Genomic DNA, 25132 nt, shown 5'->3' on the forward strand with positions numbered 1-25132 from the left:
CGGCTACCGAGGGGCGGGGAGATACGGCGCTGTCGACGTCAGACCCAGGTCGGACGGCAGCAGCGCGCCCATCCAGCAGTCCCGGCGTACGCCCTCGTGGACCATTGCGGAGCGCAGGACGCCCTCGATGACGAAGCCCGCGCGCTCCGCCACGGCGAGGGAGGCCTGGTTGCCCACTTCCGCGCGCCACTCCACACGGTCGGCGGACAGTTCGGTGAAGGCCCAGCGGCAGCCCGCGCGGACGGCCTCGGTGACATAGCCGTTGCCGCGGTGTTCCTTGGTGCCCCAGTAGCCGATCTCGACCGTGCCAGGCGAGCGTCTGCTCAGGCTGAGCATGCCCACCAGGTCCTCCCCTTCGGGGAGGAAGAGGCCCCAGGTGAACATCGTGCCGTTCGCCCAGCCGTCCGGGACGAGCTGTTCCGTGAAGCCCTGGGCGTGCTCGGGCAGGTACGGCGTGGGGATCGTGGTCCAGCGCAGGACGTCGGGGTCCTGGACGGCTGAGAGGACGGCACCGGTGTCCCGCACGGCGGGTGCGCGCAGCAGGAGACGGTCTGTGGTCAGCGTGACGGGTTCCATCGGCCGATTCTGCTCAGGTGTTCACCGAAGGCGCCATCACTTTTGCTGTGGGTGAGCGGGTGATCACAATTCGTGCAATTCGCAAGCGGGGCGCGGCACCATCGGCGTTGCCCGTCCGTTGTCACCTTTGAAACAGATTTGAAGGAGCTGACAGTCGGCGTACCCGGCAGGCCTCCCGACGTGGCGGGGTCCTCGCATACGATGGCCGTTGCTCAGTAAGCCAAATGGAAACCGACCGTCCCAGGCCCGACCGGCAAGGAGACCAACCCCCGTGTCCGTCATCTCAAAGATCATGCGTGCAGGCGAAGGCAAGATCCTGCGCAAGCTGCACCGCATCGCGGACCAGGTCAACTCCATCGAAGAGGACTTCGTCAGCCTCTCCGACGCCGAGCTGCGGGCCCTCACGGATGAGTACAAGCAGCGGTACGCAGACGGTGAGACCCTGGACGACCTGCTTCCCGAGGCGTTCGCCACCGTGCGTGAGGGCGCCAAGCGCGCACTCGGCCAGCGTCATTACGACGTGCAGATCATGGGCGGCGCCGCCCTCCACCTCGGCTACGTGGCCGAGATGAAGACCGGTGAGGGCAAGACCCTCGTCGGCACGCTGCCCGCGTATCTGAACGCGCTGTCCGGCAAGGGCGTCCACCTGATCACGGTGAACGACTACCTGGCCGAGCGCGACTCCGAGATGATGGGCCGCGTCCACAAGTTCCTGGGCCTGGAAGTCGGTTGCATCCTCGCCAACATGACGCCGGCCCAGCGTCGCGAGCAGTACGCGTGCGACATCACGTACGGCACGAACAACGAGTTCGGCTTCGACTACCTGCGCGACAACATGGCATGGTCCCAGGACGAACTCGTCCAGCGCGGCCACAACTTCGCCATCGTCGACGAGGTCGACTCCATCCTGGTCGACGAGGCCCGCACGCCGCTGATCATCTCCGGCCCGGCCGACCAGGCCACCAAGTGGTACGGCGACTTCGCCAAGCTCGTCACGCGCCTGAAGAAGGGCGAGGCCGGCAACCAGCTCAAGGGCATCGAGGAGACCGGCGACTACGAGGTCGACGAGAAGAAGCGCACCGTCGCCATCCACGAGGCCGGTGTGAGCAAGGTCGAGGACTGGCTGGGCATCGACAACCTCTACGAGTCGGTGAACACCCCTCTGGTGGGCTACCTGAACAACGCCATCAAGGCGAAGGAGCTCTTCAAGAAGGACAAGGACTACGTCGTCATGGACGGCGAAGTCATGATCGTCGACGAGCACACCGGCCGTATCCTCGCGGGCCGTCGCTACAACGAGGGCATGCACCAGGCCATCGAGGCGAAGGAAGGGGTGGACATCAAGGACGAGAACCAGACGCTCGCCACGATCACCCTGCAGAACTTCTTCCGCCTCTACAAGCGCCACGACCACAACGGCAAGGAACAGCCGGGCCTGTGCGGCATGACCGGTACGGCGATGACCGAGGCCGCCGAGTTCCACCAGATCTACAAGCTCGGCGTGGTCCCGATCCCGACCAACCGGCCGATGGTCCGCAAGGACCAGTCGGACCTGATCTACCGCACCGAGGTCGCGAAGTTCGAGGCGGTCGTCGACGACATCGTGGAGAAGCACGAGAAGGGCCAGCCGATCCTCGTCGGTACGACGTCGGTCGAGAAGTCCGAGTACCTCTCCCAGCAGCTCAGCAAGCGCGGCGTCCAGCACGAGGTGCTGAACGCCAAGCAGCACGACCGTGAGGCGACGATCGTCGCTCAGGCCGGCCGCAAGGGTGCCGTCACCGTCGCGACGAACATGGCCGGCCGTGGTACCGACATCAAGCTCGGCGGCAACCCCGAGGACCTCGCGGAGGCGGAGCTGCGCCAGCGCGGCCTCGACCCCGAGGAGCACATCGAGGAGTGGGCCGCGGCCCTGCCCGCCGCACTGGAGAAGGCCGCGCAGGCGGTCAAGGCGGAGTTCGAGGAGGTCAAGGACCTCGGAGGGCTCTACGTCCTCGGTACCGAGCGGCACGAGTCGCGCCGTATCGACAACCAGCTGCGCGGCCGCAGCGGCCGCCAGGGCGACCCCGGCGAGTCCCGCTTCTACCTCTCCCTGGGCGACGACCTGATGCGCCTGTTCAAGGCGCAGATGGTCGAGCGCGTGATGTCGATGGCGAACGTCCCGGACGACGTGCCGATCGAGAACAAGATGGTCACGCGCGCGATCGCGTCCGCCCAGTCGCAGGTCGAGCAGCAGAACTTCGAGACCCGCAAGAACGTCCTGAAGTACGACGAGGTCCTCAACCGGCAGCGCGAGGTCATCTACGGCGAGCGGCGCCGCGTCCTGGAGGGCGAGGACCTGCAGGAGCAGGTCGTGCACTTCATGAACGACACCATCGACGCGTACATCAGCGCGGAGACCGCCGAGGGCTTCGCCGAGGACTGGGACCTCGACCGGCTGTGGGGTGCGTTCAAGCAGCTCTACCCGGTGAAGATCACCGTCGAGGAGCTGGAGGACGCGGCAGGCGACCGCGCGGGCCTGACCGCCGAGTACATCTCCGAGTCCATCAAGGACGACATCCTCGAGCAGTACCAGTCGCGTGAGGCGCAGCTCGGCTCCGAGATCATGCGTGAACTGGAGCGCCGGGTCGTGCTGTCGGTCCTGGACCGCAAGTGGCGTGAGCACCTCTACGAGATGGACTACCTCCAGGAGGGCATCGGCCTGCGCGCGATGGCGCAGAAGGACCCGCTGGTCGAGTACCAGCGCGAGGGCTTCGACATGTTCACCGCCATGATGGAGGGCATCAAGGAGGAGTCCGTCGGCTACCTGTTCAACCTGGAGGTCCAGGTCGAGCAGCAGGTCGAGGAGGTCCCGGTCCAGGACGAGAAGCCGTCCCTCGACAAGCAGGACGTGGTTCCGGCGCAGGCCGGCGCGCGTCCCGAGATCCGTGCGAAGGGGCTCGACGCCCCGCAGCGTCGGGACCTGCACTTCTCGGCGCCGACCGTGGACGGCGAGGGCGGTGTCATCGAGGGCGAGTTCGCCGACGACGACGATGAGCCCGTGCGTTCCGAGGCGGACGGTCTCACGCGTGCGGAGCGCCGCAAGCAGTCCCGTGGCCGGGCGCGCCGCAAGAAGTAGTGCCTGCGCGGTGCCGGTGGCGCCGCAGCGGATTCGCGTGACGGCGCCTGCGGTGCCGTGACGGAGGAAGGGCCGGGTCGCTCAAGGTGACCCGGCCCTTCGGCGTGCGGGGCCTGCGGGGGCTTCTGCGGTGCCGTCAGTCGTCGTACGGGTGCGGAGCCCGGGGACCGCCCAGTTCGACCGCTGTGCAGCGCCAGCGGCGGTCCTGGCCCTGTTCCAGGCGGAAGGCCATGGCGCGCAACTGGTCGCCAGCGCCGATGCGGGCGAAGGCCTCCACGGCGCCGGGACGGGGCACGTAGTAGCCGATGTCCCGGACGACGGGGCGGGTGCCGCGGGTGCGCAGGGAACCGCGTTCGGCGAGCCAGGCCAGCTCGTCGTAGGCGCGCCCCGCGGTGTGCCGGAGCATCGAGTGGACGGGGCGCTGGCCGCTCAGCACACCGAGGAGCAGGTCGGCGAAGCGGTCGGTGGGGCGGGGCTGGGGGACCAGCGGGCGACGCGGGGTCTGAGCGGGGACGACCTGGTCCGGGTGGGGTGCGGGGGCCGCGTCGCGGACGGCCGTGCCGGCGGGGGCGGTGGACCGGCCCGGGGTGCCGAGGGGACGGCTGTCCGTGGGGCCCGTACGGGTGCGGGGGCCGTTGCCGGGGGAGCCCGGCGGGCGGCCGTCGCCCGGGGCCGTACGGGGCGTGCTGCCGCCGGGCGAGCGGGGTGGCGTGGCGCCCGGGCGGCGGGCGTCGCGGCGGGTCGGCGGGCGAGTGCCCGAGTGGCGCTGAGCCCTGGTCATGACCTTGTTCATGGGATCCCCGTTCTGCCGGCCCGGAGAGTACCGGGCAGTAACTTCATGGATGAGGATCTTGTACGGGGCCGCGGGCCACGACGGCAAGAAAGCGGCGGGCCGGATCGGGCGGCCGAAATGTTCACCTATCAGGATGACCGGAGCGAGCGGAAGCCCCTGGCCCCGGGAGCGGAGCGGGTGAATTCCGGGCCTGGGGTGGACGCCTCACAAGGGCTGGGCAGGGACTCGAAAGGGGACGCCCGCACGTATCCTGAAGGCCTTCGCGGAACCCCTGCGACCACGTTCCCCGACCACGAAAGCGGCCACCCATGCGCGTCTACGTCCCCCTGACCCTTCCCGGTCTCGCCGAGGCGTACAAGACGGGCGAGCTGGGGGCCGAGCCGCTCCTCGCGTACGCCGTCACGCCCGCCCTGCGCGAGTGGTACGTCTCCGACGACATCGAGGAGCTGGAGTACGCGGCGCTGAACCGGGCCGCGCTGGCCTCGCTGCGGCTGCTCGCGGCGGACGCCGGGGCCGTACGGCGCCGGGTCGTGGTGGCCGTCGACGTGGCCGACGGGGCGGCTGTCGCCGATCCCGACCGGGGCCTCGACCCCGCGGCGCTCGGTGAGGTGCGGGTCAGCGGGACGGTGAGGCTGGCCAAGGCGGCCGCCGTGCACCTCGACTCGGACGACGCGCAGGACGACGTCACCGCGGCCGTGGACGCGCTCGCGGCGGCGGACGGTGGGGACGGCGACGCTCAGTTCGTCGTGGACGGGGCCGAGGACCATGAATTGCTCTGGTACGCGACGCAGGAGATCCCGAACCTGCTGGGTCTGAGCGGTTGAACCCGTCTGGGACTGCTCCGAGATGCGGCTTGACCTGCCTTGACCTGCCTTGACCTGTGACTCTCTTGATTGTCAGTGGAGGCGGGTACGTTTTCGGCATGGGGAAGATGACAGGGGCGCACATCGTCTGGGACTGGAACGGGACGCTGTTCCACGACAACGACGCGATCATCGGGGCGACGAACGCCGCGTTCGGCGAGCTGGGGCTCGCGCCGATCACGATGGAGCGGTACCGGGCGCTGTACTGCGTGCCGGTGCCGAAGTTCTACGAGCGGTTGCTGGGCCGGTTGCCCACGGACGCCGAGTGGGAGGTCATGGATGTGACCTTCCATCGGTACTACACCGAGCATCGGGTGGGGTGCGGGCTGACCGACGGGGCGGTGGAACTGCTCGCGGGGTGGCGGTCGGCGGGGCGCAGCCAGTCGATCCTCAGCATGTACGGGCACGACGAACTGGTTCCGTTGGTGCGGGGGTTCGGGATCGAGCCGCACTTCCTGCGGGTGGACGGGCGGACCGGGCCCTCCGGAGGGAGCAAGGCGGAGCACATGGAGCGGCACATCGCGGCGCTGGCAGGGGTGGAGGCGGCGCGCACCGTGGTGATCGGGGACGCCGCTGACGACGCGGTGGCGGCCATGCGGGTCGGGGCGCGGGCCGTGCTGTATACCGGCGGATCGCACAGCCGGGCCAGTCTCGAGGTGGCGGGTGTGCCGGTGGTGGACACCTTGGCGGAGGCGGTCGCGGAGGCTGAACGCATAGCCGCATAGCCGCATATAGCCGCGTAGCCACATAGCCACATAGCCGCATGGCTCCGTGGCCGCACGGCCGTCTTGTCGCCCGGTCGCTCTGTGGTCGGCGCTCGGCGCCGCCCGCGCGTACCGCCCCCGCGGTACCTCGTCGGCTAGGTCACCGGTGCCTTCGCCCGCAACACCGTCAGGAACTCCCGCATCCAGCCCGAGTGGTCAGGCCACGCCCGGGAGGAGACCAAGGTGCCGTCCACCACCACCTCGGCGTCCTGGAACACCGCGCCGGCGGACTGCATGTCGGGTTCCAGGGCCGGATAGGCCGTGACGCGGCGACCACGGAGGCCGTCGATCGCGGCGGTGAGCAGGGGGCCGTGGCAGATCTGGGCGACCGGCTTGTCCGCGTCGAAGAAGGACTTGAGGATCTTGCGGAGTTCGGGGTCGTTGCGAAGGTACTCGGGGGCCCGGCCGCCGGGGATGACGAGGGCGGCGTACTGGCCGGGGTCGACCTCGGCGAAGGCCAGGTCGGCGGGCCAGGTGTAGCCGGGCTTCTCGGTGTAGGTGTCGAAGCCGGGTTCGAAGTCGTGGACGACGAAGCGGAGCGTCTTGCGGTCGGGGGCCGCGATATGGACGTCGTAGCCCTCCTCGCGGAGGCGCTGGTAGGGGTACAGGACCTCCAGCGACTCCGCCGCGTCGCCGGTCACGATCAGGATTTTGGCTGTCATGTCGGCAACGTGCATCCGGGAAACGGGGTTGCCAAGGGGGTGCGCATCATCGGGTACATGCGGGGACGGGCGGCGGGGCGATCCATGGCACGAGCTTCTGCGGGAGGCGGCGCGCCGTCGGACGAGTTTCTGCGGCAGGCGCTTCCGTCGGACGAGAGCTTTCGTCGAACGGGCCTCAGCCGACGACGAGCTGTGGTGCGAGCACGGGCGAGCGACCCGGCCCGCCCCGAAGCCTCGGCGCGTGTCCGACGAGACGTCCGACGAGACGTCCGGCGAACCGCCCGACGGCTCATCCGGGGGCCTGCCGGCACACAGGTCGGGCGACCTGTCGCATTACGACGGATTCACCCCTTCCGCCCCTGTGCAGACTGTCAAAGTTCGACCCCTGCTTTTGTACACATACGGCTCATGACGACCCCCCTGCAAGGAGCGATAGCCTTGGTGGCGTGATCAGCGCGATAGTTCGCGGGGGCGCTGTGGCCCCCGCCCTGCGCCCGGTGCGCACGGAACACCTCCGTGGCCGGGCGGCGGCCGCTGGTCCTCGCGGGCGGGACGGGGCCGTAGGGGCCCTCATGACGCCGAGTACACCCTCGTCACCGGCGCGGCAGAGAGCAGCGTCACACCTGGCGGGCGTGTCGAGAATGGCTGATATCCCCCCGCTCATCTCACCTTGCGGCATAGCGTCGGAGCAGACCGGAGACCCCGGGGCCGTGGCGTCGAGCCGCAGGGGAAGAGCCGTACTTCCTTCTACGTCACGCAACGGCGCGCGACAGGAGTCAGAGGACAATGCAGACCAAGCTGGACGAAGCCAAGGCCGAGCTGCTCGAGAGGGCTGCACGGGTAGCTGAGAACAGCCCGGTCGGGGGGCACCTACCGACTGGGACGACCGACGAGGACACCCCCCGCACCCCGGACACCCCGGACAGCGAGACCGTGCTCGCGTTCCTCCAGCGCTACTACCTGCACACCGCCCCGGAAGACCTGACCTCCCGCGACCCCATCGATGTCTACGGAGCCGCGCTCTCGCACTTCCGGCTGGGCGAGAACCGCCCGCAGGGCACCGCCAACGTGCGGGTCCACACGCCCACGGTGGAGGAGAACGGGTGGACGTGCACCCACTCCGTCGTCGAGGTCGTCACCGACGACATGCCCTTCCTCGTCGACTCCGTCACCAACGAGCTGACCCGGCAGGGACGCGGCATCCATGTCGTCATCCATCCCCAGGTCGTCGTCCGCCGCGACGTCACCGGCAAACTGATCGAGGTCCTCACCGCCCCGCCCTCCGCCGGTGAACTCCCGCACGACGCGCACACCGAGTCGTGGATCCATGTCGAGATCGACCGCGAGACCGACCGCTCCGACCTGAAGCAGATCACCGCCGACCTGCTGCGGGTCCTGTCCGACGTCCGCGAGACCGTCGAGGACTGGGAGAAGATGCGGGACGCGGCCCTCCGTATGGCCGACGAACTGCCCGCCGAGCCCATCGCCTCCGATCTGCGCGACATGGACATCGAGGAGGCCCGCGAGCTCCTGCGCTGGCTGGCCGCCGACCACTTCACCTTCCTCGGCTACCGGGAGTACCAGCTCAGGGAGGACGACTCCCTCGTGGCCGTCCCCGGCACCGGACTCGGCATTCTGCGCTCGGACCCGCACCACGCCGACGAGGAGAGCCACCCGGTCAGCCCGTCCTTCGAGCGGTTGCCCGCCGACGCCCGTGCGAAGGCCCGCGAGCACAAGCTGCTCGTGCTGACCAAGGCCAACAGCCGGGCGACCGTGCACCGGCCGTCGTACCTCGACTACATCGGCGTGAAGAAGTTCGACGCGGCCGGCAACGTCGTCGGCGAGCGGCGCTTCCTCGGACTGTTCTCCTCCGCCGCCTACACCGAGTCGGTGCGCCGCGTCCCGGTGATCCGCCGCAAGGTGGAGGAGGTGCTGGAGCGGGCGGGCTTCTCGCCCAACAGCCACGACGGCCGCGACCTGCTCCAGATCCTGGAGACGTATCCGCGCGACGAGCTCTTCCAGACCCCGGCCGACGAGCTGGAGTCCATCGCGACCTCCGTCCTGTACCTCCAGGAGCGGCGCCGGCTGCGCCTGTACCTGCGCCAGGACGAGTACGGCCGCTACTACTCGGCCCTCGTCTACCTGCCCCGCGACCGCTACACCACCGGCGTCCGCCTCAGGATCATCGACATCCTGAAGGAGGAACTCGACGGCACCAGCGTCGACTTCACCGCCTGGAACACCGAGTCGATCCTGTCCCGGCTGCACTTCGTGGTCCGTGTCCCGCAGGGCACCGAGCTGCCGCAGCTCAGCGACGACGACAAGGAGCGCATCGAGGCCCGCCTGGTCGAGGCCGCCCGCTCCTGGGCCGACGGCTTCGGCGAGGCACTCAACGCCGAGCTCGGCGAGGAGCGCGCCGCCGAACTGCTGCGCCGCTACGGCACCGCCTTCCCCGAGGGCTACAAGGCCGACCACACTCCGCGCTCCGCGGTCGCCGACCTCGTCCACCTGGAGCGGCTCAACGAGGACAACGACTTCGCGCTGAGCCTGTACGAGCCGGTGGGCGCCGCCCCCGAGGAACGCCGGTTCAAGATCTACCGCAAGGGCGACGCGATCTCCCTGTCCGCCGTCCTGCCGGTCCTCAACCGGCTCGGCGTCGAGGTCATGGACGAGCGGCCCTACGAACTGCGCTGCTCCGACCGCAGCATCGCCTGGATCTACGACTTCGGCCTGCGCATGCCCCGGTCGCAGAACGGCACCGGTGACTACCTCGGCGACGACGGCCGCGAGCGCTTCCAGGAGGCCTTCGCCGCCACCTGGACCGGCAAGGCGGAGAACGACGGCTTCAACGCCCTGGTGCTGAGCGCCGGCCTGAACTGGCGGCAGGCGATGGTGCTGCGGGCGTACGCCAAGTACCTGCGCCAGGCGGGCTCGACATTCAGCCAGGACTACATGGAGGACACCCTCCGCCACAACGTCCACACCACCCGGCTGCTCGTCTCCCTGTTCGAGGCGCGGATGTCGCCGGACCGGCAGCGCGCCGGCCACGAACTCGTCGACGCCCTCCTGGAGGAGCTCGACGCGGCCCTCGACCAGGTGGCCTCGCTGGACGAGGACAGGATCCTGCGGTCCTTCCTGACCGTCATCAAGGCGACCCTGCGCACCAACTTCTTCCAGGAGGCCGCGGGCGGCAGGCCGCACGACTACGTCTCCATGAAGTTCGACCCGCAGGCCATCCCCGACCTGCCGGCCCCGCGCCCGGCCTTCGAGATCTGGGTCTACTCCCCGCGCGTGGAGGGCGTGCACCTGCGCTTCGGCAAGGTCGCGCGCGGCGGGCTGCGCTGGTCCGACCGGCGGGAGGACTTCCGCACCGAGATCCTCGGCCTGGTCAAGGCGCAGATGGTCAAGAACACCGTCATCGTCCCGGTCGGCGCCAAGGGCGGCTTCGTCGCCAAGCAGCTGCCCGACCCGGCCGTCGACCGCGACGCCTGGCTCGCCGAGGGCATCGCCAGCTACAAGATGTTCATCTCGGCCCTCCTCGACATCACCGACAACATGGTGGCCGGCGAGGTCGTGCCACCGGCCGACGTCGTGCGGCACGACGAGGACGACACCTACCTGGTGGTCGCGGCCGACAAGGGCACGGCGACGTTCTCGGACATCGCCAACGGGGTCGCGGAGTCGTACAACTTCTGGCTCGGCGACGCCTTCGCCTCCGGCGGCTCGGCCGGCTACGACCACAAGGGCATGGGCATCACCGCCCGCGGTGCCTGGGAGTCCGTCAAGCGGCACTTCCGCGAACTGGCCGTCGACACCCAGTCCGAGGACTTCACCGTCGTCGGCATCGGCGACATGTCCGGTGACGTGTTCGGCAACGGCATGCTGCTGTCCGAGCACATCCGCATGGTCGCCGCCTTCGACCACCGGCACATCTTCATCGACCCCAGGCCCGACGCGGCCACCTCCTACGCCGAGCGCCGCCGCGTCTTCGACCTCCCGCGCTCCAGCTGGGCCGACTACAACACCGAGCTCATCTCCGCGGGCGGCGGCGTCTTCCCCCGCACCGCCAAGTCCATCCAGGTCAACGCCCACATCCGCGAGGCCCTCGGCATCGAGGACAAGGTCGCCAAGATGACCCCGGCCGACCTGATGAAGGCGATCCTCAAGGCGCCCGTGGACCTGCTGTGGAACGGCGGCATCGGCACCTACGTGAAGGCGTCCACCGAGACCCACGCGGACGTCGGCGACAAGGCCAACGACCCGATCCGCGTCGACGGCGCCGACCTGCGCGTGCGGGTCGTCGGCGAGGGCGGCAACCTGGGCCTGACCCAGCTCGGCCGGATCGAGTTCGCGCTGCACGGCGGAAAGATCAACACCGATGCCATCGACAACAGCGCGGGCGTGGACACCTCCGACCACGAGGTGAACATCAAGATCCTGCTCAACGGCCTGGTCACCGACGGCGACATGACCGTCAAGCAGCGCAACAAGCAGCTCGCCGAGATGACCGACGAGGTCGGCCACCTGGTCCTGCGCAACAACTACGCGCAGAACACCGCGATCGCCAACGCGCTCGCCCAGTCCAAGGACATGCTCCACGCCCAGCAGCGCTTCATGCGCCACCTGGTGCGCGAGGGACACCTGGACCGAGCCCTGGAGTTCCTGCCGACCGACCGTCAGATCCGCGAACGCCTCGGCGCCGGACAGGGGCTGACCAGCCCCGAGACGGCCGTCCTGATGGCGTACACGAAGATCACGGTCGCCGACGAGCTCCTGCACACCTCCCTGCCGGACGACCCGTACCTGCGCACCCTGCTGCACGCGTACTTCCCGTCCGCGCTGCGCGAGAAGTTCGCCGACCACATCGACAACCACCCGCTGCACCGCGAGATCACCACGACCGTCCTGGTCAACGACACGGTCAACACGGGCGGTACGACCTATCTGCACCGCCTCCGTGAGGAGACCGGTGCGTCGCTGGAGGAGATCGTCCGGGCGCAGACCGTGGCCCGCGCGATCTTCCGCTCGGCGACCGTGTGGGACGGGGTCGAGTCGCTCGACAACCGGGTCGAGGCCGCCGTACAGACCCGTATCCGGCTGCACTCGCGCCGCCTCGTCGAGCGCGGCACCCGCTGGCTGCTCAACAACCGGCCGCAGCCGCTGCAGCTCGCCGAGACCGTCGAGTTCTTCGGCGACCGGGTCGAGGCGGTGTGGTCGCAGCTGCCGAAGCTGCTGCGGGGCGCGGACCTGGAGTGGTACCAGAAGATCTACGACGAGCTGGCCGGCGCCGGCGTGCCGGACGAGGTCGCCACGCGCGTGGCCGGGTTCTCCTCCGCCTTCCCGACGCTGGACATCGTCTCGGTGGCCGACCGCATGGGCCGGGACCCGATGGACGTCGCCGAGGTGTACTACGACCTCGCCGACCGTCTCCACATCACCCAGCTCATGGACCGCATCATCGAGCTGCCCCGCGCCGACCGCTGGCAGTCCATGGCCCGCGCCTCCATCCGCGAGGACCTCTACGCGGCCCACTCGGCGCTGACCGCGGACGTCCTGGCCGCCGGCAACGGCACCTCGACCCCCGAACAGCGCTTCAAGGCCTGGGAGGAGAAGAACGCCGCGATCCTCGGCCGGGCCCGCACCACCCTGGAGGAGATCCAGGGCTCGGACGCCTTCGACCTCGCCAACCTCTCGGTGGCGATGCGCACGATGCGCACACTGCTGCGACAGCACTCGTAGGCGTACGGCCGTCGGCGTAGGGCCGTAGGCATACGGCCGTTTCGTCGGGCCCAAGACGACGAGGGCGCCCGGGACTTCACGGTCCCGGGCGCCCTCGTCGTCGTACGGCGGCAGTTCAGACGGCCGCCTTGGGCTGCTTGGCCCTGTCCTTGTCCGGGCCGCCCGTGAAGTCCTCGTAGGCCGCCAGGACCTCGTCGGTCGGGCCGTCCATGCGCAGTACGCCGCGCTCCAGCCACAGCACCCGGTCGCAGGTGTCACGGATCGACTTGTTGCTGTGGCTGACGAGGAACACCGTGCCCGCGTGCTTGCGCAGTTCGCGGATGCGCTCCTCGGAACGCTTCTGGAAGGAGCGGTCGCCGGTGGCCAGGGCCTCGTCGATGAGGAGGACGTCGTGGTCCTTGGCGGCGGCGATGGAGAAGCGCAGCCGGGCCGCCATGCCGGAGGAGTACGTCCGCATCGGGAGGGTGATGAAGTCGCCCTTCTCGTTGATCCCGGAGAAGTCGACGATCTCCTCGTACCGCTCCCTGACCTGCTCGCGGGACATGCCCATCGCGAGGCCGCCGAGGTAGACGTTGCGCTCGCCGGTCAGGTCGTTCATCAGAGCCGCGTTCACGCCGAGGAGGGACGGCTGGCCGTGCGTGTAGATCCGGCCGTTCTCCACCGGGAGCAGGCCCGCGACCGCCTTGAGCAGCGTCGACTTGCCGGACCCGTTGGTGCCGATCAGGCCGATGGCCTCGCCCTTGTACGCCACGAACGACACGTTCTTGACGGCGTGCACCGTGCGGACGCCCGCCGCCTTCTCGGCCTGGCCGCGACGCACCATGCGGTTCAGGGCGGCGGTCGCGGAGCCCCTGCCGGCGCCGGTGCCGTTGACGCGGTAGATGATGTCGACGCCGTCGGCGACGACGGTGGGGATCTGGTCGTTCGCGATGTCAGCCACGGCCGTACGTCTCCTCAGCCTTCCAGAAGTAGATGAACCCGCCGACGCCGGCGACCAGCGCCCAGCCCACCGCGATCGCCCACACGTGGTTCGGGAGCTGGCTCGCGTGGAAGCTGTCGATCAGGGAGTAGCGCATCAGGTCGATGTACACGGCGGCCGGGTTGGCCTGGAGGACGGGCACCACCCAGGAGGGCCAGTCGTGGTGCCCCTTGGCCAGCTTGTCGATGCTCCACATCACGCCGGAGACGTACATCCAGGTGCGCAGGATGAACGGCATCAACTGCGCGATGTCCGGGGTCTTGGCCCCCATCCTCGCCATGATCATCGAGACGCCCGCGTTGAAGACGGACTGCAGCACCAGCGCCGGGACCGCCAGCAGCCAGGACGCGGCGATCGGGACACCGAAGCAGAGCAGGATCACGACCAGGGCGGCCATCGAGAACAGCAGCTGCTGGAGCTGCTGGAGGGCGAACGAGATCGGCAGGGCGGCCCGCGGGAAGTGCAGGGCGCGCACGAGACCGAGGTTGCCCGCGATCGCGCGGGTGCCCGCCATGATCGAGCTCTGCGTGAACGTCCAGATGAACACGCCCGTCACCAGGAACGGGACGTAGTCCGGCACGTTCCTCTTGGTGCCCAGCAGCACGCCGAAGATGAAGTAGTACACCGCCGCGTTCAGCAGCGGGGTCATGACCTGCCAGACCTGGCCCAGCTTCGCCTGCGCGTACTGCGCGGTGAGCTTGGCGGTGGCGAACGCGGTGATGAAGTGACGCCGTGCCCACAACTGGCGGACGTACTCGGGCAGGGAGGGGCGGGCACCGCTGACCGACAGGCCGTGACGGACGGCCAGGGCCGCGAGGTCGTCGCCGGCGGAGGCCGCTGTCGGGGGCGGTGTGTCGAGGACCTGGCTCACATCCGCTGCTTTCGTTCGGGGTGGGGGTGGGGGTGGGGGTGGGGGTGGGGCGAGGGAGGCGCATGCGGCGGGCGGGTCCGACACCCGATGTTTCCTTACGTGACTCTTCACGTTTTCTTACGTCGGGACGGGACCGTATCGTCGCAACGTGAGCGTAGGACGAGTGAGCGTCGGAACGCAACCGTTTCGTCGTGACGGATGACGATGGAACGAAACCGTATCGTCGTCACGGCCGTCGCCGGAACGAGACCGTCTCGTCGCAACGACTCGCGTCGGGACGGGACCGTTTCGTCGCTACGCCCTATGCTGGTCCGCATGACGACCAACGCCGACGCGCCGCAGACCCGTCCGCGCCGCCGTGCCCCGGCAGGAGCCGCCGTACTCCGCGAGGATGTGACGGATGCCATCAGGGCGGCCGTCTTCGACGAGCTCGCGGCCGTCGGATACGCGCGGATGTCGATCGAGGGCATCGCGCGCCGCGCGGGTGTCGGCAAGACCGCGGTCTACCGCCGCTGGCGTTCCAAGCTGCATCTGGTCCTCGACGTCGTCTCGGAGATCGCGGTGATGGGCCTGCCCGTGCCGGACACCGGCTCCCTGGAGGACGACCTGCGGATGCTGTACGAGGTCACGTCCCGGGCCCTGCGGCACCCCGTGGCCTCGCAGGTCATCCCGGATCTGCAGGCCGAGGCGGCCCGCAACCCCGAGATCGCCGAGGCCCTGCAGAACGCGTTGCAGAAGGGCCAGGAGGGCGTCGCAAGCAAGATCGTCGTCGCGGCGGAGCGGCGCGGTGAGCTCCGCGCGGGCTTCAACGACGAGCTGGCGCTGGATCTGATCTCGGGCCCGCTGTACTGGCGCTCGGTCGTGATCCGCAGCCCGAAGCTGCCGAAGGGGTACCTCGCGGCGCTGGCCCGGGCGACGACGGAGGCGCTGAAGGCGCTCTGAGCCTCAGCGGGCTCGGCCGGTGCCCGGTGCCGTGCGCGGGGCGAGGAGCTCCGGGGACCGTGCCCGGCTGACCGACGCCCAGAAGGTTCGGCCTTCACACCCGCGCCCGAACGCCTTGCCGCGCGCTCCGCTCACCGCGGGGGTCGAGGTGCGCGCGATCGGGAGTGGCTGCCGGTCGTGAGGGCCTGAGATCGGGCTGTCGAGCCGTTGGACTTCTCAGGTGGTCAGGAGCGGGATGAGCGCTGCCAGGTCGGCGGTGCTCAGCACGCGGTCCGCGAAGCCCGGCAGCGGTACGTGCAACGGGGCGGTCCAGCGCTCGGGGACGGCGCTGATGCCGTGGACCGCGCCGGCCAGGGCCCCGGTCACCGCTGCCACCGTGTCCGTGTCGCCGCCCAGGTCGATCGCGGCGCGTACGGCCGTCTCGTAGGAGGTCGTCGTGCGCAGCGCCCAGACCGCGGAGCCGAGGCAGGGCCATACGGCGCCGTTGAACTCCGTGGCCTGGTCCGGGTGCCAGTCGGGGGCCAGGACGGTGGCGTAGCGACGTCGGTGGTCGGGGTGGACCGCTGTGAGAGTGGCTGCCACGGCGTCCAGCGGGTCCTCGCCGGCCAGAGCCACCCGCATCAGTTCGTGGAGGACGGCCGTGCCTTCCCAGGCCGCTCGGTCCCCGTGGGTGAGGGCGGCCAGGCGGCGGGCCGCGTCCATGGTGGCGTCACGGCCCCGTGCCGCGAAGTACACGGCGGAGGGGGCCGCCCGCATCAGGGAGCCGTTTCCCGCGGCCCGTTGGCTCACCTGGAAGTGGAGAGCGGCAGCGGTGTCCCAGGGGTCGCCGCTGCTGAGCACGGCCTCGGTCTGGAGGCCGATGTCCTTCGGCTCGGCTGCCGCCCACTGCCGGAACCTCCGGAAGACGTCCGGGAGTTCAAGCCCGCCGCACTCCACCAGGGACTCGGCGACCAGGACCGCCATCTGCGTGTCGTCGGTCGCCTCGCCGGGGTCCCAGCCGCCGCCCCCGCACATCTCACCACCGTGCCCCGGCTCCGGGAACCGCGCCGAGAAGGCGCCCTCCGGACCGAACTCGAAGGGGGCGCCCAGCGCGTCACCCACTGCGGAACCGATGACGGCGCCCAGGGCGCGCTCTGCGCGAGCGATCATCCGCGCAGGCTAACCCCCAGCCGACAACCTCTCCCCGGCACCCCGGCACCCCGGCACCCCGGCACGCCCGGCACGCCCGGCCGGACCCGCCCCGCCACTACCCCCGTGCCGCCCCCGGATGCAGCCGCAGCCAGCCCTCCCAGGCCGACGTGATCATGTCCTGGATGTCGTGCTTGGCCTTCCAGCCGAGTTCTGTGGCCGCGAGGTCGGCCGAGGCCACCACCCGGGCCGGGTCGCCGGGGCGGCGGGAAGTGGTCGTCGGGGGGCGGTCGTAGCCGGTGACGGCGTTGATGCGGTCGATCATCTCGCGGACGGACACGCCTTCGCCGCGGCCGATGTTGACGGTGAGGCCGCGGCCGGGGGACGACTGCAGGGCGCGGGCGGCGGCCACATGGGCCTCGGCCAGGTCGGCGACGTGGATGTAGTCGCGGACGCAGGTGCCGTCAGGGGTGTCGTAGTCGTCGCCGAAGATACGCGGGGGCGCGTCCGCCGTGAGTTTCTCGAAGACCATCGGGATCAGGTTGTACACGCCCGTGTCGGCCAGCTCGGGGGCCGCCGTGCCCGCCACGTTGAAGTAGCGCAGGCAGGCCGTGGCGAGGCCTGTCGCGCGGCCGGTGGCGCGGACCAGCCACTCGCCGGCCAGCTTGGTCTCGCCGTACGGCGACATCGGCGCGCACGGCGTCTCCTCCGTCACCACGGGGACGTCGGGCATGCCGTACACGGCCGCCGAGGACGAGAAGACGAAGGAGGGGACCCCGGCCGCGGTCACCGCCTCCAGGAGGACGCGCAGGCCCTCGACGTTCTCCCGGTAGTAGTGCAGCGGCAGGTCCACCGATTCGCCGACCTGCTTCTTCGCCGCAAGGTGGACCACGCCGGTGACCTCGTGGTCCGCGAGGGTGTGTGCGACCCGCTCGGCGTCCAGCGTGGAGCCCACCACCAGCGGCACATCGGCGGGCACGCGCTCGGCGATGCCGGTGGACAGGTCGTCGTACACGACCGCCTGCTCGCCCGCCTCGGTCATCGCCCTCACGACGTGCGCCCCGATGTAGCCGGCGCCGCCGGTGATCAGCCAGGTCATGTACGGCAGTCCCCTCGTCGGTTGACCCGTGTCGTCTGTCGGCCCGTGGCCGCGTATCAGTGAACCAGGCGACCGGGTCCGGCGGGTGCCGCCGGGATGACCGGGAGTGAAGCCAGGGACACGCGCGGTGCCGGAGGGGTGACGTCGAGCGCCACACGCGTGTGCGGGAGTACGGGGGAGGCGTCGTTCGGGAGGACGCGAGGACGCCGTACCAGTGCTGGCCGAGCCGCCACACCTCGCGGCCGACGGCATCCGGGCGGCGGCCAGGCAGACCTTGAAGCGTCGCTGGTCTTTGCAGCGTCGCCGGCCTTCGGCGGGTGTCAGTCCCCGTCGGGCAGTTCGGCGTGCACCGCCGCGTCCAGCGCCGTGGTGAGCTCGTCCAGGCGGGAGCGCAGCCGTCCGATCTCGTCCACGTCGAAACTGGTCGCCGCGACGATCCGGCGAGGCACCTGCACCGCGCGCTCGCGCAGGGCGACGCCGTCCTCGGTGAGCCGCACCAGCACGGAGCGCTCGTCGTGGGTGCTGCGCTCGCGTCGTACCAGCCCGGCTGTCTCCAGCCGTTTGAGGAGCGGGGACAGGGTGCCCGAGTCGAGCCGCAGGTGCTCGCCCAGCTTCTTGACGGGCAGGTCGCCGTGCTCCCACAGCACCAGCAGCACGAGGTACTGCGGGTAGGTGATCCCCAGGTCCTTGAGGATCACGCGGTACACGCTGCCGAAGGCGCGGGAGGCGGCGTTCAGGGAGAAGCAGATCTGTTGGTCGAGGCGGAGCCAGTCGGTGGCGGTCGGTGGCGTGGTCATGGTTCCAGGATAGCTCTTGCGGGCCACTTAGTTGTGCACAACTAAATTGTGTGCTCTACTTGTGGTCGTGAGGCGGTCGAACGAAGGCCGCCGGAACAAGACTTCGAGAGGGATGGTTTTCCATGGACGCGCTCTACACCGCAGTCGCCACCGCCACCCACGGCCGCGACGGTCGCGCCGTCTCCAACGACGGCAAGATCGACCTGAAGCTGGCCCCGCCGGTGGAGCTGGGCGGCAACGGGGAGGGCACCAACCCGGAGCAGCTGTTCGCCGCCGGTTACGCCGCCTGTTTCGGCAGCGCCCTCGGTCTCGTCGGCCGTCAGGCCAAGGTCGACGTCAGTGACGCCGCCGTCACCGCCGAGGTCGGCATAGGCAAGCAGGGCGAGGGCTTCGGCCTCAAGGTCGCCCTGCGCGTCGAACTGCCCGACACCGTGGACGCGGAGACCGGCCGCAAGCTCGTCGAGCAGGCCCACCAGGTCTGCCCCTACTCCAACGCCACCCGCGGCAACATCGAGGTCGAGCTCGTCGTCGAGTAGGTCAGAAGACCGACGCGGTCGAACGTGGCCGCCCAGCCGGGCGCCACGTGGTCGGCCGGGTCGGAGTGGGACGGGACGGGCTGGACGGCATGCGGGGGTCCTCTAGAGGGTCTCGGTGACGGTCGTGTCGGGTGCCGGCCGCGGCACGCTGGTCAGCGGCGCGCGCTCCGACGCGGCCAAGGCCGACGGCACCGGGTGCCGCTCCGCCGTCGGGATCACCGGCGGCAACCCGGTCTCGCCCAGCACGACATGGCGTACGACCCGCTCGGCGGCGCGGCCGTCGTCGTACGGGCAGAAGCGCTCGCGGAACGCGGAGCGCAACTGGGTGGAGCGGGAGCCGCGCCAGTGGCCGGTGGCGAAGATGTCGATCAGTTCGTCCTCGTTGCGCGCGATCGCCCCCGGCGCGAAGGACCGCAGGTCGAAGTAGGTGCCGCGGGCCGCCTCGTACGCCTCCCGGTCGTCGGCGTGGATCACGATCGGCCGGTCCAGGCCCGCGTAGTCGAACATCAGGGACGAGTAGTCGGTCACCAGGGCGTCCGAGGCGAGACACAGGGCCTCGACGCTCGGGTGGTCGGTGACGTCGATGACCCGGGCCGGCGCCGGGGAGGCGAGCGGACCGCCGTGCCGGTGGTGGGCGCGGGCCAGCACGACGAAGCGGGGGCCCAGACGGCGCAGCAGCCGGTCCAGGTCGAGAGTGGCGCGCTGGGTGCGCCGGTAGTCGCGGTGGGTGGGCGCGTAGAGGATCGCGACCGTGCCCTCGGGGATGCCGAGGGATTCGCGCACCCGCCGTACGTCCTCCGAAGTCGCCCTCTGGAACACGTCGTTGCGGGGCTGTCCGTAGGGGAGCGTGGTGTAGCCGCCGGGGTAGACGCGCTCCCAGGTCAGCGTGGTGTGGCGGTTGGGGGACAGGACGTGGTCCCACTTGTCGACGTCGGCGAGGAGCCGCGCGAAGTCCATGTCCCGTGCCGCCGCGGGGCGTTCCTGAAGGTCGAGGCCCATGTGCTTGAGGGGTGTGCCGTGTTGGGTCTGGACGAGGACCTGACCGGGGCGCTTGACCAGGCGGTGGTCGAACTCGGTGTTGTTCACGAGGTACTTGGAGCGGGCGAGCGCCGTCCAGTAGGCGGCCGTGCCGGGGCGGATCCGGCGGGTCGCGGTCGGGATCGTGTGATGGTGCTCGGGGCGGGCGATCCACGCGGTGCGGATGTGCGGGGCGAAGGTGCGGAACGCCTCTTCCAGCGCGCCCGGGTTGCAGCCGTGGCCGCGGCCCCCGTACGCGGCGAAGACGGCACGGTCCGCGCGCACGGGAAGGCGGCGCTGGAGGCGGTAGTGGAGCCGGAGAGCCGCCGCGTGCAGGGATTTCGCCAGACGTACGACTGGTGCGGTGGCCCGGTGGCTGAGCCGCCGGGCCGTTTCCAGTGCCCGGTAGGTGCGGTACAGGCCCAGCCGGATCGTCCGGTGGCGCAGCCGTGCACGCGCCGGGACCGGATGGCCCGGGACACGACGGGCGCGGTAGTGCTCGCGGGCCCGCCGCAGGAACTCGGCGCGGATGCCGCGCGGGAGCCGGCCCTCCTCGGTGAACACCGCCCACAGGTGGTCGACCATGCGGTGGAACAACGCCGGCCGCCACTGGGCGAGTTCGGGACGCGAGTCGACGTACGCGAAGACCCTGTCGTACTGGTCGAAGACGTCGAAGTCGCCGCCGTACACCGGGCCGGCCTGGTCAGGGGCGCCCGTCTGCCGGTGCTGCCGGTGGTGGACGCAGACCCGGTCCAGGGTGGCGATCGTCTCCGCGGTCATCAGGACCGGGTAGGTCCAGGCCGGGTCCGCGTGCCGACCGGGCGGGAAGGCGAAGCCCCCGCGCTCGACGAACTCCCTGCGGTACGCCTTGTTCCAGGCCGCCGCCGGTACCCGCAGCAGTCCCGGCCGGTCCTCCAGGCGGAACGGGGCCGGACCCTGCTCGGTGAGCTGTCCCGCGAACGCGTCGCGGACGCTCTCGCCCGACCAGGGGACGAGCGCGTGGCCGTGGACCAGGACGTCCGGCTCACCCGTCTCCTTCAGCCGGTCGGCGATCGCCCGCAGCGCGTGTGGGGCGAGGGTGTCGTCGCCGTCCAGGAAAACCAGGTAGTCGCCCGTGGCCTCGGCCGCCCCCGCGTCACGGGCGGGACCGGCACCCCTGTTCCGCGGCAGGTGGACGGCCCGTACGCGCGGGTCGCGGGCGGCGAACTCGTCGGCGATCTCGCCGCACGCGTCCGGGGAGCGGTCGTCGACCGCGATCAGCTCCAGATCCTCGTACGACTGCGACAGCACCGATTCCAGGCAGGCGGGCAGATACGCCTGCACCTTGTACGCGGGGACGATGACACTGAACCTGGGCACGGCACATCCATGGGTCGGCGCGGGCGGTCTGCCCGGGAACGCCCCATGAAGGCGCTTGGTTACGGTCCGTACGGCATTCGGGCGAACGGGAAGGGGCGGACCGGTACCGGGTCCGCCCCTCAAATCGGCCGTACTGTCGGCTACTTGACCGCGCCCGCCATCACGCCGGACACGAACTGCCGCTGGAACGCGAAGAACACGATCAGCGGGATCACCATCGAGATGAACGCGCCCGGGGCCAGTACGTCGACGTTGTCGGCGAAGGCGCGCATCTGGGTCTGCAGGGCGACCGTGATCGGCTGGCTGTCGGTGTCCGTGAACACCAGGGCGATCAGCATGTCGTTCCACACCCACAGGAACTGGAAGATGCCCAGGCTCGCGATCGCGGGCCCGCCGAGCGGCATCACCACCCGTGCGAACAGGCGCAGTTCACCCGCGCCGTCGAGCCTCGCCGCCTCCAGGAGCTCCCGGGGGATCTCCGCGAAGAAGTTCCGCAGCAGGAACACCGCGAACGGCAGACCGAAGCCCGTGTGGAAGAGGATCACCCCGAAGATGTTGCCGAACAGGCCGAGCTTGCCGAAGAGTTCGGCGATCGGGATCAGCGCCACCTGCACCGGCACCACCAGCAGACCGACCACGGCCATGAACCACCAGTCGCGGCCCGGGAATTCCATCCACGCGAACGCGTAGCCCGCGAGCGAGCCGATGACGATCACCAGGACCGTCGCCGGGACCGTGATCAGCATGGTGTTGACGATGGAGCCGGTGATGTCGCTGTTCTGGAGCAGCTTGTCGTAGCTGTCGAAGGTGAGCTGGGAGGGCTTGGTGAAGACCTGCCACCAGCCGCTCGCCGACAGGTCGCCCGGGGTGCGCAGCGAGGAGATCAGCAGCCCGATCGTCGGCACCAGCCAGAACAGGGCGACGATGACGAGGAAGACGCTGATCAGGCCGCCGCTGACCCGCTCGACGAGCCGTGAGCCGAGTGACTGCTTCGCCTTCACCCCGTCGGCCGGTGCCGTCTCGGGAAGCCTCTGGGCCTCGGTGGTCATCGCCGTACCTCCCGCCTGAGCCGACGAATGTTGAACCACATCACCGGGATCACCAGAAGCAGCAGGAACACCGAGATGGCGCTCGCGATGCCCGGCTGGTCCTCGGCGAAGCCCTTGCGGTACAGCTCCAGGGCAAGGACGTTCGCGTCGTCCTGCGAGGAGCCCGGGGGGATGATGAAGACCAGGTCGAAGATCTTCAGGACGTTGATCATCAGGGTCACGGTGACGACCGCGAGGACGGGCGCCAGCAGGGGGACCGTGACCCTGCGGAAGACCTGCCACTCGCTGGCGCCGTCGACCCGGGCCGCCTCCAGGAGTTCGCGGGGGATGCCCGCGAGCCCGGCCGCGATCAGCACCATCGCGAAACCGGCCCACATCCAGACGTACGACCCGATGATCGCCGGCGTCACCAGCGACGGCCCGAGCCAGTCGATCCCGTTGTAGGCCTCCTTGAAGTTGCCCGCCGGGAGCCGCAGTTGGGCTCCGTCGGCCTTCGGGGAGAACGAGAACGTGCCGTCGTCGCCGGCCGTCACCGTCTCGACGACCTTGCCGTCCTTGACCGCCTCGATCTTCATGCCGGGATAGCCCAGCTCGGTCGGGTCGACCCCGCCGAGCGTGCCGACGCCCTTGCCGCGGGTGAAGTCCTGCCAGGTGGTGCCGGTGATCCTGCCCGGGTCCGCCTGGGGCGCCACGGCCTTCTTCGCGTCGCCGGGCATCTGGTCCGGGGCGACACCCACCAGGGGGAGCGTGACCGTGCCGCCGGTGTGGACCGCGGCCTTGGTGAGGAAGCCGCCCTTCTCCGCGACCAACGGCGAGTTCCGGCCCGGGTGGGCCTTCGGGAACGCCGAGGACTGCGCGAAGGTGTCGTGCACGCCCACCCACACCGCGTTCGCGAACCCCTTGTCCGGGTCCTGGTCGTAGACCAGCCGGAAGATGATGCCCGCCGCCAGCATCGAGATCGCCATCGGCATGAAGACGACCAGCTTGAACGCCGTTCCCCAGCGCACCCGTTCGGTCAGCACCGCGAAGATCAGACCGAGCGCGGTGGCGATCGTCGGCGCGAACACCACCCAGATGATGTTGTTCTTCAGGGCCGTGCGGATGCCGTCGTCGGTGAACAGCGCCTTGTAGTTGTCGATTCCGGCGAACCCGTCGCCGGACTGGTCGTAGAAGCTACGGACCAGCGAGTACCCGATCGGGTAGACCACGAGCGCGCCCAGCAGCACGAGGGCGGGCAGCAGGAACAGCACTGCCACGGTCCTGCGGGTGCCGGTCACGCTCTTGCGCGACTTGGGGGAGGCAGGGGCCGGTGGGACCCCTGCCTCGGTGGCCGAGGTCATCGCGTCAGTTCCCGTAGGCGGCCGCCGCGTCGGCCTCCAGCTTGGCCTGCGCGCCCGCGATGTCCTTCGGATTCGTCAGGAAGTCCTGGAGAGCCTTCCACTCGCCCTTGCCGGGCGTGCCGCCGAAGGCCTGCGGGGCCTGGTCGGACATGTCGAAGCGGAAGTCGTCACCCGAGTCGACCAGTGCCTTGGCGATCTTCTGCTGCACCGGGTTCGGATAGGACGAGATGTCCACGCTCTTGTTCGGCGAGAGATAGCCGCCCAGCTTGGCCTGGATCGTCGCCGCGTCCGGCGAGGCCAGGAAGGTCGCCAGGGCCTGTGCCGCCTTGGAGTCCTTCAGGATCACGGCCGCGTCGCCGCCGGAGACCACCGGAGCGGTGTCACCGACCTTCGGGAACGGGAACACCTTCGCGTCGGTGCCCACCTTCGCCTTGGCCGTCTGGATGTTGACCTGCGCGAAGTCACCCTCGTAGACCATCGCCGCCTTGGGCTGGTCGCCGCCGGTGAACGTCTGCGTCACCGAGGCCGGGAAGTCCGTCTGCAGCGCGCCGGTCGCGATGTAGTCCTTCTTGCCCCACACCTGGGCCAGCGTGGTCAGCGCGTCCTTCACGGACGGGTCCGTCCACTTGATCTCGTGCTTGGCCAGCTGGTCGTACTTGTCCGGGCCCGCCTGGGAGAGATAGATGTTCTCGAACCAGTCCGTGAGGGTCCAGCCCTCGGCGCCGCCGACGGAGAACGGGGTCACGCCCGAGTCGTAGACCGTCTGGGCGGTGGTGAGCAGCTCGGCCCACGTCTTCGGCTCGGTGGCGCCCGCGTTCTCGAAGACCTTGGCGTTGTACCAGATCAGGGACTTGTTGGCGGCCTTGTAGTAGACGCCGTACTGGGTGCCGCCGACCTTGCCGATGTCCTGCCAGCCCTGCGAGTAGTTCTTCGCGAGCTCGGCCTTGGCCTCCGCGCCCAGCGGCTTGGCCCACTTCTTGTCCACGGCCTGCTTGATGGCGCCCGGCTGCGGCAGCATCGCGACGTCCGGCGGCTGGCCGCCCGCGACCTTGGAGCCGAGGAAGTTGATGATCGGGTCCTGCGCGGGCACGAACGAGACCTTCGCGCCGGTGCGCTTCTCGAACTCCGCGAGGACCTTCTTGAAGTTGGCCTGCTCCGCGCCGCTCCAGACGGCGGCGACTTCCAGACTCTCGCCGTCCAGCTTGGGGAGCGTGACGGTGGTGCCGGTCTCCTTGGCGCCTGTCGCGCCCGCGTCGCCGCCCTTGTCGTCGTCACCACCGCATGCGGTGAGTGAGAGGGCGAGGGCGGCCGCGAGGGCGGCGGCCGCGGTTTTCGCTGCCCTGGGCTTTCGGTTTGTGCTGCTCGTGCTGCGCATCACGTCCCCGTTCCTCGTTCCTCGTCGAACGTTGAGGGTGTCCCGTGCGAACTGGTCTACGCCGGGAGAACGGGGTCGGCAAGTGCGCGTCCGCTGTCAAGCAGGAGATCGTTGCTGCCTCGTGACCA

General features: G+C 69.9%; 18 protein-coding genes. 6 read left to right on the top strand and 12 right to left on the bottom strand.

Features of this window, described 5'->3' with window-relative positions; translation table 11 throughout:
* Positions 1 to 3: 3 nt before the first annotated feature.
* Positions 4 to 576 (bottom strand): GNAT family N-acetyltransferase, encoded by a 573-nt coding sequence (locus tag ACZ48Z_RS35040; protein ID WP_468739944.1) that lies wholly within the window; start codon positions 574 to 576, stop codon positions 4 to 6.
* Positions 577 to 847: 271 nt separating this feature from the next.
* On the opposite strand from ACZ48Z_RS35040, the gene secA reads away from it, so the two are divergent.
* Positions 848 to 3691: a preprotein translocase subunit SecA gene (gene secA, locus ACZ48Z_RS35045; RefSeq protein ID WP_468739945.1), complete on the top strand. Its 2844-nt coding sequence runs from the start codon at positions 848 to 850 to the stop codon at positions 3689 to 3691.
* 136 nt (positions 3692 to 3827) lie between these two features.
* Here secA and ACZ48Z_RS35050 read toward each other — a convergent pair whose 3' ends face one another.
* On the bottom strand, positions 3828 to 4484 hold the full coding sequence (locus ACZ48Z_RS35050; protein WP_468739946.1) for an Rv3235 family protein: 657 nt from the start codon (positions 4482 to 4484) through the stop codon (positions 3828 to 3830).
* Positions 4485 to 4792: 308 nt separating this feature from the next.
* Between ACZ48Z_RS35050 and ACZ48Z_RS35055 the strand changes: the two genes are divergently transcribed.
* A complete protein-coding gene (locus ACZ48Z_RS35055) occupies positions 4793 to 5308 on the top strand; it encodes a DUF6912 family protein (RefSeq protein ID WP_468739947.1) in 516 nt (171 codons plus the stop codon).
* Between the two features lie 98 nt (positions 5309 to 5406).
* Positions 5407 to 6072: an HAD family hydrolase gene (locus ACZ48Z_RS35060; RefSeq protein ID WP_468739948.1), complete on the top strand. Its 666-nt coding sequence runs from the start codon at positions 5407 to 5409 to the stop codon at positions 6070 to 6072.
* Positions 6073 to 6206: 134 nt separating this feature from the next.
* Here ACZ48Z_RS35060 and ACZ48Z_RS35065 read toward each other — a convergent pair whose 3' ends face one another.
* Complete coding sequence (locus tag ACZ48Z_RS35065) at positions 6207 to 6773, bottom strand: DJ-1/PfpI family protein (protein ID WP_328747904.1); 567 nt, start codon at positions 6771 to 6773, stop codon at positions 6207 to 6209.
* Positions 6774 to 7559: 786 nt separating this feature from the next.
* Here ACZ48Z_RS35065 and ACZ48Z_RS35070 point away from each other — a divergent pair.
* Positions 7560 to 12512, top strand: coding sequence for an NAD-glutamate dehydrogenase (locus ACZ48Z_RS35070; RefSeq protein ID WP_468739949.1), 4953 nt, complete (start codon positions 7560 to 7562; stop codon positions 12510 to 12512).
* Between the two features lie 115 nt (positions 12513 to 12627).
* Here the strand turns inward: ACZ48Z_RS35070 and ACZ48Z_RS35075 are convergent, their stop codons facing one another.
* The gene (locus ACZ48Z_RS35075; protein ID WP_468739950.1) at positions 12628 to 13452 is read right to left on the bottom strand and encodes an ABC transporter ATP-binding protein; all 825 of its coding nucleotides are present in this window, start codon (positions 13450 to 13452) and stop codon (positions 12628 to 12630) included.
* Entirely contained in the window at positions 13445 to 14362 is a 918-nt protein-coding gene (locus ACZ48Z_RS35080) for an ABC transporter permease (protein ID WP_468739951.1), read from the bottom strand. The genes ACZ48Z_RS35075 and ACZ48Z_RS35080 overlap by 8 nt, the downstream gene beginning before the upstream one ends.
* 303 nt (positions 14363 to 14665) lie before the next feature.
* Here ACZ48Z_RS35080 and ACZ48Z_RS35085 point away from each other — a divergent pair, with 303 nt between their 5' ends.
* Positions 14666 to 15304 (top strand): TetR/AcrR family transcriptional regulator, encoded by a 639-nt coding sequence (locus ACZ48Z_RS35085; RefSeq protein WP_468739952.1) that lies wholly within the window; start codon positions 14666 to 14668, stop codon positions 15302 to 15304.
* Positions 15305 to 15520: 216 nt separating this feature from the next.
* Here ACZ48Z_RS35085 and ACZ48Z_RS35090 read toward each other — a convergent pair whose 3' ends face one another.
* The 3 genes from ACZ48Z_RS35090 to ACZ48Z_RS35100 all read right to left on the bottom strand — a co-directional run bounded on the left by ACZ48Z_RS35090 (position 15521) and on the right by ACZ48Z_RS35100 (position 18328).
* Complete coding sequence (locus ACZ48Z_RS35090) at positions 15521 to 16453, bottom strand: ADP-ribosylglycohydrolase family protein (RefSeq protein WP_468739953.1); 933 nt, start codon at positions 16451 to 16453, stop codon at positions 15521 to 15523.
* A 97-nt stretch (positions 16454 to 16550) separates the two neighbouring features.
* Positions 16551 to 17531, bottom strand: a complete 981-nt coding sequence (galE, locus tag ACZ48Z_RS35095) for a UDP-glucose 4-epimerase GalE (protein ID WP_468739954.1) — start codon at positions 17529 to 17531, stop codon at positions 16551 to 16553.
* A 320-nt stretch (positions 17532 to 17851) separates the two neighbouring features.
* The gene (locus ACZ48Z_RS35100) at positions 17852 to 18328 is read right to left on the bottom strand and encodes a MarR family winged helix-turn-helix transcriptional regulator (RefSeq protein WP_468739955.1); all 477 of its coding nucleotides are present in this window, start codon (positions 18326 to 18328) and stop codon (positions 17852 to 17854) included.
* A 122-nt stretch (positions 18329 to 18450) separates the two neighbouring features.
* On the opposite strand from ACZ48Z_RS35100, the gene ACZ48Z_RS35105 reads away from it, so the two are divergent.
* Complete coding sequence (locus ACZ48Z_RS35105) at positions 18451 to 18864, top strand: organic hydroperoxide resistance protein (protein ID WP_468739956.1); 414 nt, start codon at positions 18451 to 18453, stop codon at positions 18862 to 18864.
* A 102-nt stretch (positions 18865 to 18966) separates the two neighbouring features.
* On the opposite strand, the gene ACZ48Z_RS35110 is transcribed toward ACZ48Z_RS35105, so the two are convergent.
* From ACZ48Z_RS35110 to ACZ48Z_RS35125, 4 genes are all read right to left on the bottom strand, one after another.
* Entirely contained in the window at positions 18967 to 21240 is a 2274-nt protein-coding gene (locus ACZ48Z_RS35110; protein ID WP_468739957.1) for a bifunctional glycosyltransferase/CDP-glycerol:glycerophosphate glycerophosphotransferase, read from the bottom strand.
* A gap of 140 nt (positions 21241 to 21380) precedes the next feature.
* Positions 21381 to 22289, bottom strand: a complete 909-nt coding sequence (locus tag ACZ48Z_RS35115; protein WP_468739958.1) for a carbohydrate ABC transporter permease — start codon at positions 22287 to 22289, stop codon at positions 21381 to 21383.
* Entirely contained in the window at positions 22286 to 23629 is a 1344-nt protein-coding gene (locus ACZ48Z_RS35120) for a carbohydrate ABC transporter permease (RefSeq protein ID WP_468739959.1), read from the bottom strand. Before ACZ48Z_RS35120 ends, ACZ48Z_RS35115 begins: the two co-directional genes overlap by 4 nt.
* Before the next feature lie 4 nt (positions 23630 to 23633).
* A complete protein-coding gene (locus ACZ48Z_RS35125; RefSeq protein WP_468739960.1) occupies positions 23634 to 25004 on the bottom strand; it encodes an ABC transporter substrate-binding protein in 1371 nt (456 codons plus the stop codon).
* Positions 25005 to 25132 lie beyond the last annotated feature (128 nt).

The sequence above is a fragment of the Streptomyces sp. NPDC031225 genome (assembly GCF_055570355.1).

Excerpts from the sequence above, each read along its gene's own strand:
- ACZ48Z_RS35070 (WP_468739949.1), top strand. The coding sequence starts at position 7,560 with ATGCAGACCAAGCTGGACGAAGCCAAGGCCGAGCTGCTCGAGAGGGCT.
- ACZ48Z_RS35050 (WP_468739946.1), bottom strand. The coding sequence starts at position 4,484 with ATGAACAAGGTCATGACCAGGGCTCAGCGCCACTCGGGCACTCGCCCG.
- ACZ48Z_RS35105 (WP_468739956.1), top strand. The coding sequence starts at position 18,451 with ATGGACGCGCTCTACACCGCAGTCGCCACCGCCACCCACGGCCGCGAC.
- ACZ48Z_RS35060 (WP_468739948.1), top strand. The coding sequence starts at position 5,407 with ATGGGGAAGATGACAGGGGCGCACATCGTCTGGGACTGGAACGGGACG.
- ACZ48Z_RS35065 (WP_328747904.1), bottom strand. The coding sequence starts at position 6,773 with ATGACAGCCAAAATCCTGATCGTGACCGGCGACGCGGCGGAGTCGCTG.
- ACZ48Z_RS35090 (WP_468739953.1), bottom strand. The coding sequence starts at position 16,453 with ATGATCGCTCGCGCAGAGCGCGCCCTGGGCGCCGTCATCGGTTCCGCA.
- ACZ48Z_RS35040 (WP_468739944.1), bottom strand. The coding sequence starts at position 576 with ATGGAACCCGTCACGCTGACCACAGACCGTCTCCTGCTGCGCGCACCC.
- ACZ48Z_RS35100 (WP_468739955.1), bottom strand. The coding sequence starts at position 18,328 with ATGACCACGCCACCGACCGCCACCGACTGGCTCCGCCTCGACCAACAG.
- ACZ48Z_RS35120 (WP_468739959.1), bottom strand. The coding sequence starts at position 23,629 with ATGACCTCGGCCACCGAGGCAGGGGTCCCACCGGCCCCTGCCTCCCCC.
- ACZ48Z_RS35085 (WP_468739952.1), top strand. The coding sequence starts at position 14,666 with ATGCTGGTCCGCATGACGACCAACGCCGACGCGCCGCAGACCCGTCCG.
- ACZ48Z_RS35125 (WP_468739960.1), bottom strand. The coding sequence starts at position 25,004 with ATGCGCAGCACGAGCAGCACAAACCGAAAGCCCAGGGCAGCGAAAACC.
- ACZ48Z_RS35055 (WP_468739947.1), top strand. The coding sequence starts at position 4,793 with ATGCGCGTCTACGTCCCCCTGACCCTTCCCGGTCTCGCCGAGGCGTAC.
- ACZ48Z_RS35115 (WP_468739958.1), bottom strand. The coding sequence starts at position 22,289 with ATGACCACCGAGGCCCAGAGGCTTCCCGAGACGGCACCGGCCGACGGG.
- galE (WP_468739954.1), bottom strand. The coding sequence starts at position 17,531 with ATGACCTGGCTGATCACCGGCGGCGCCGGCTACATCGGGGCGCACGTC.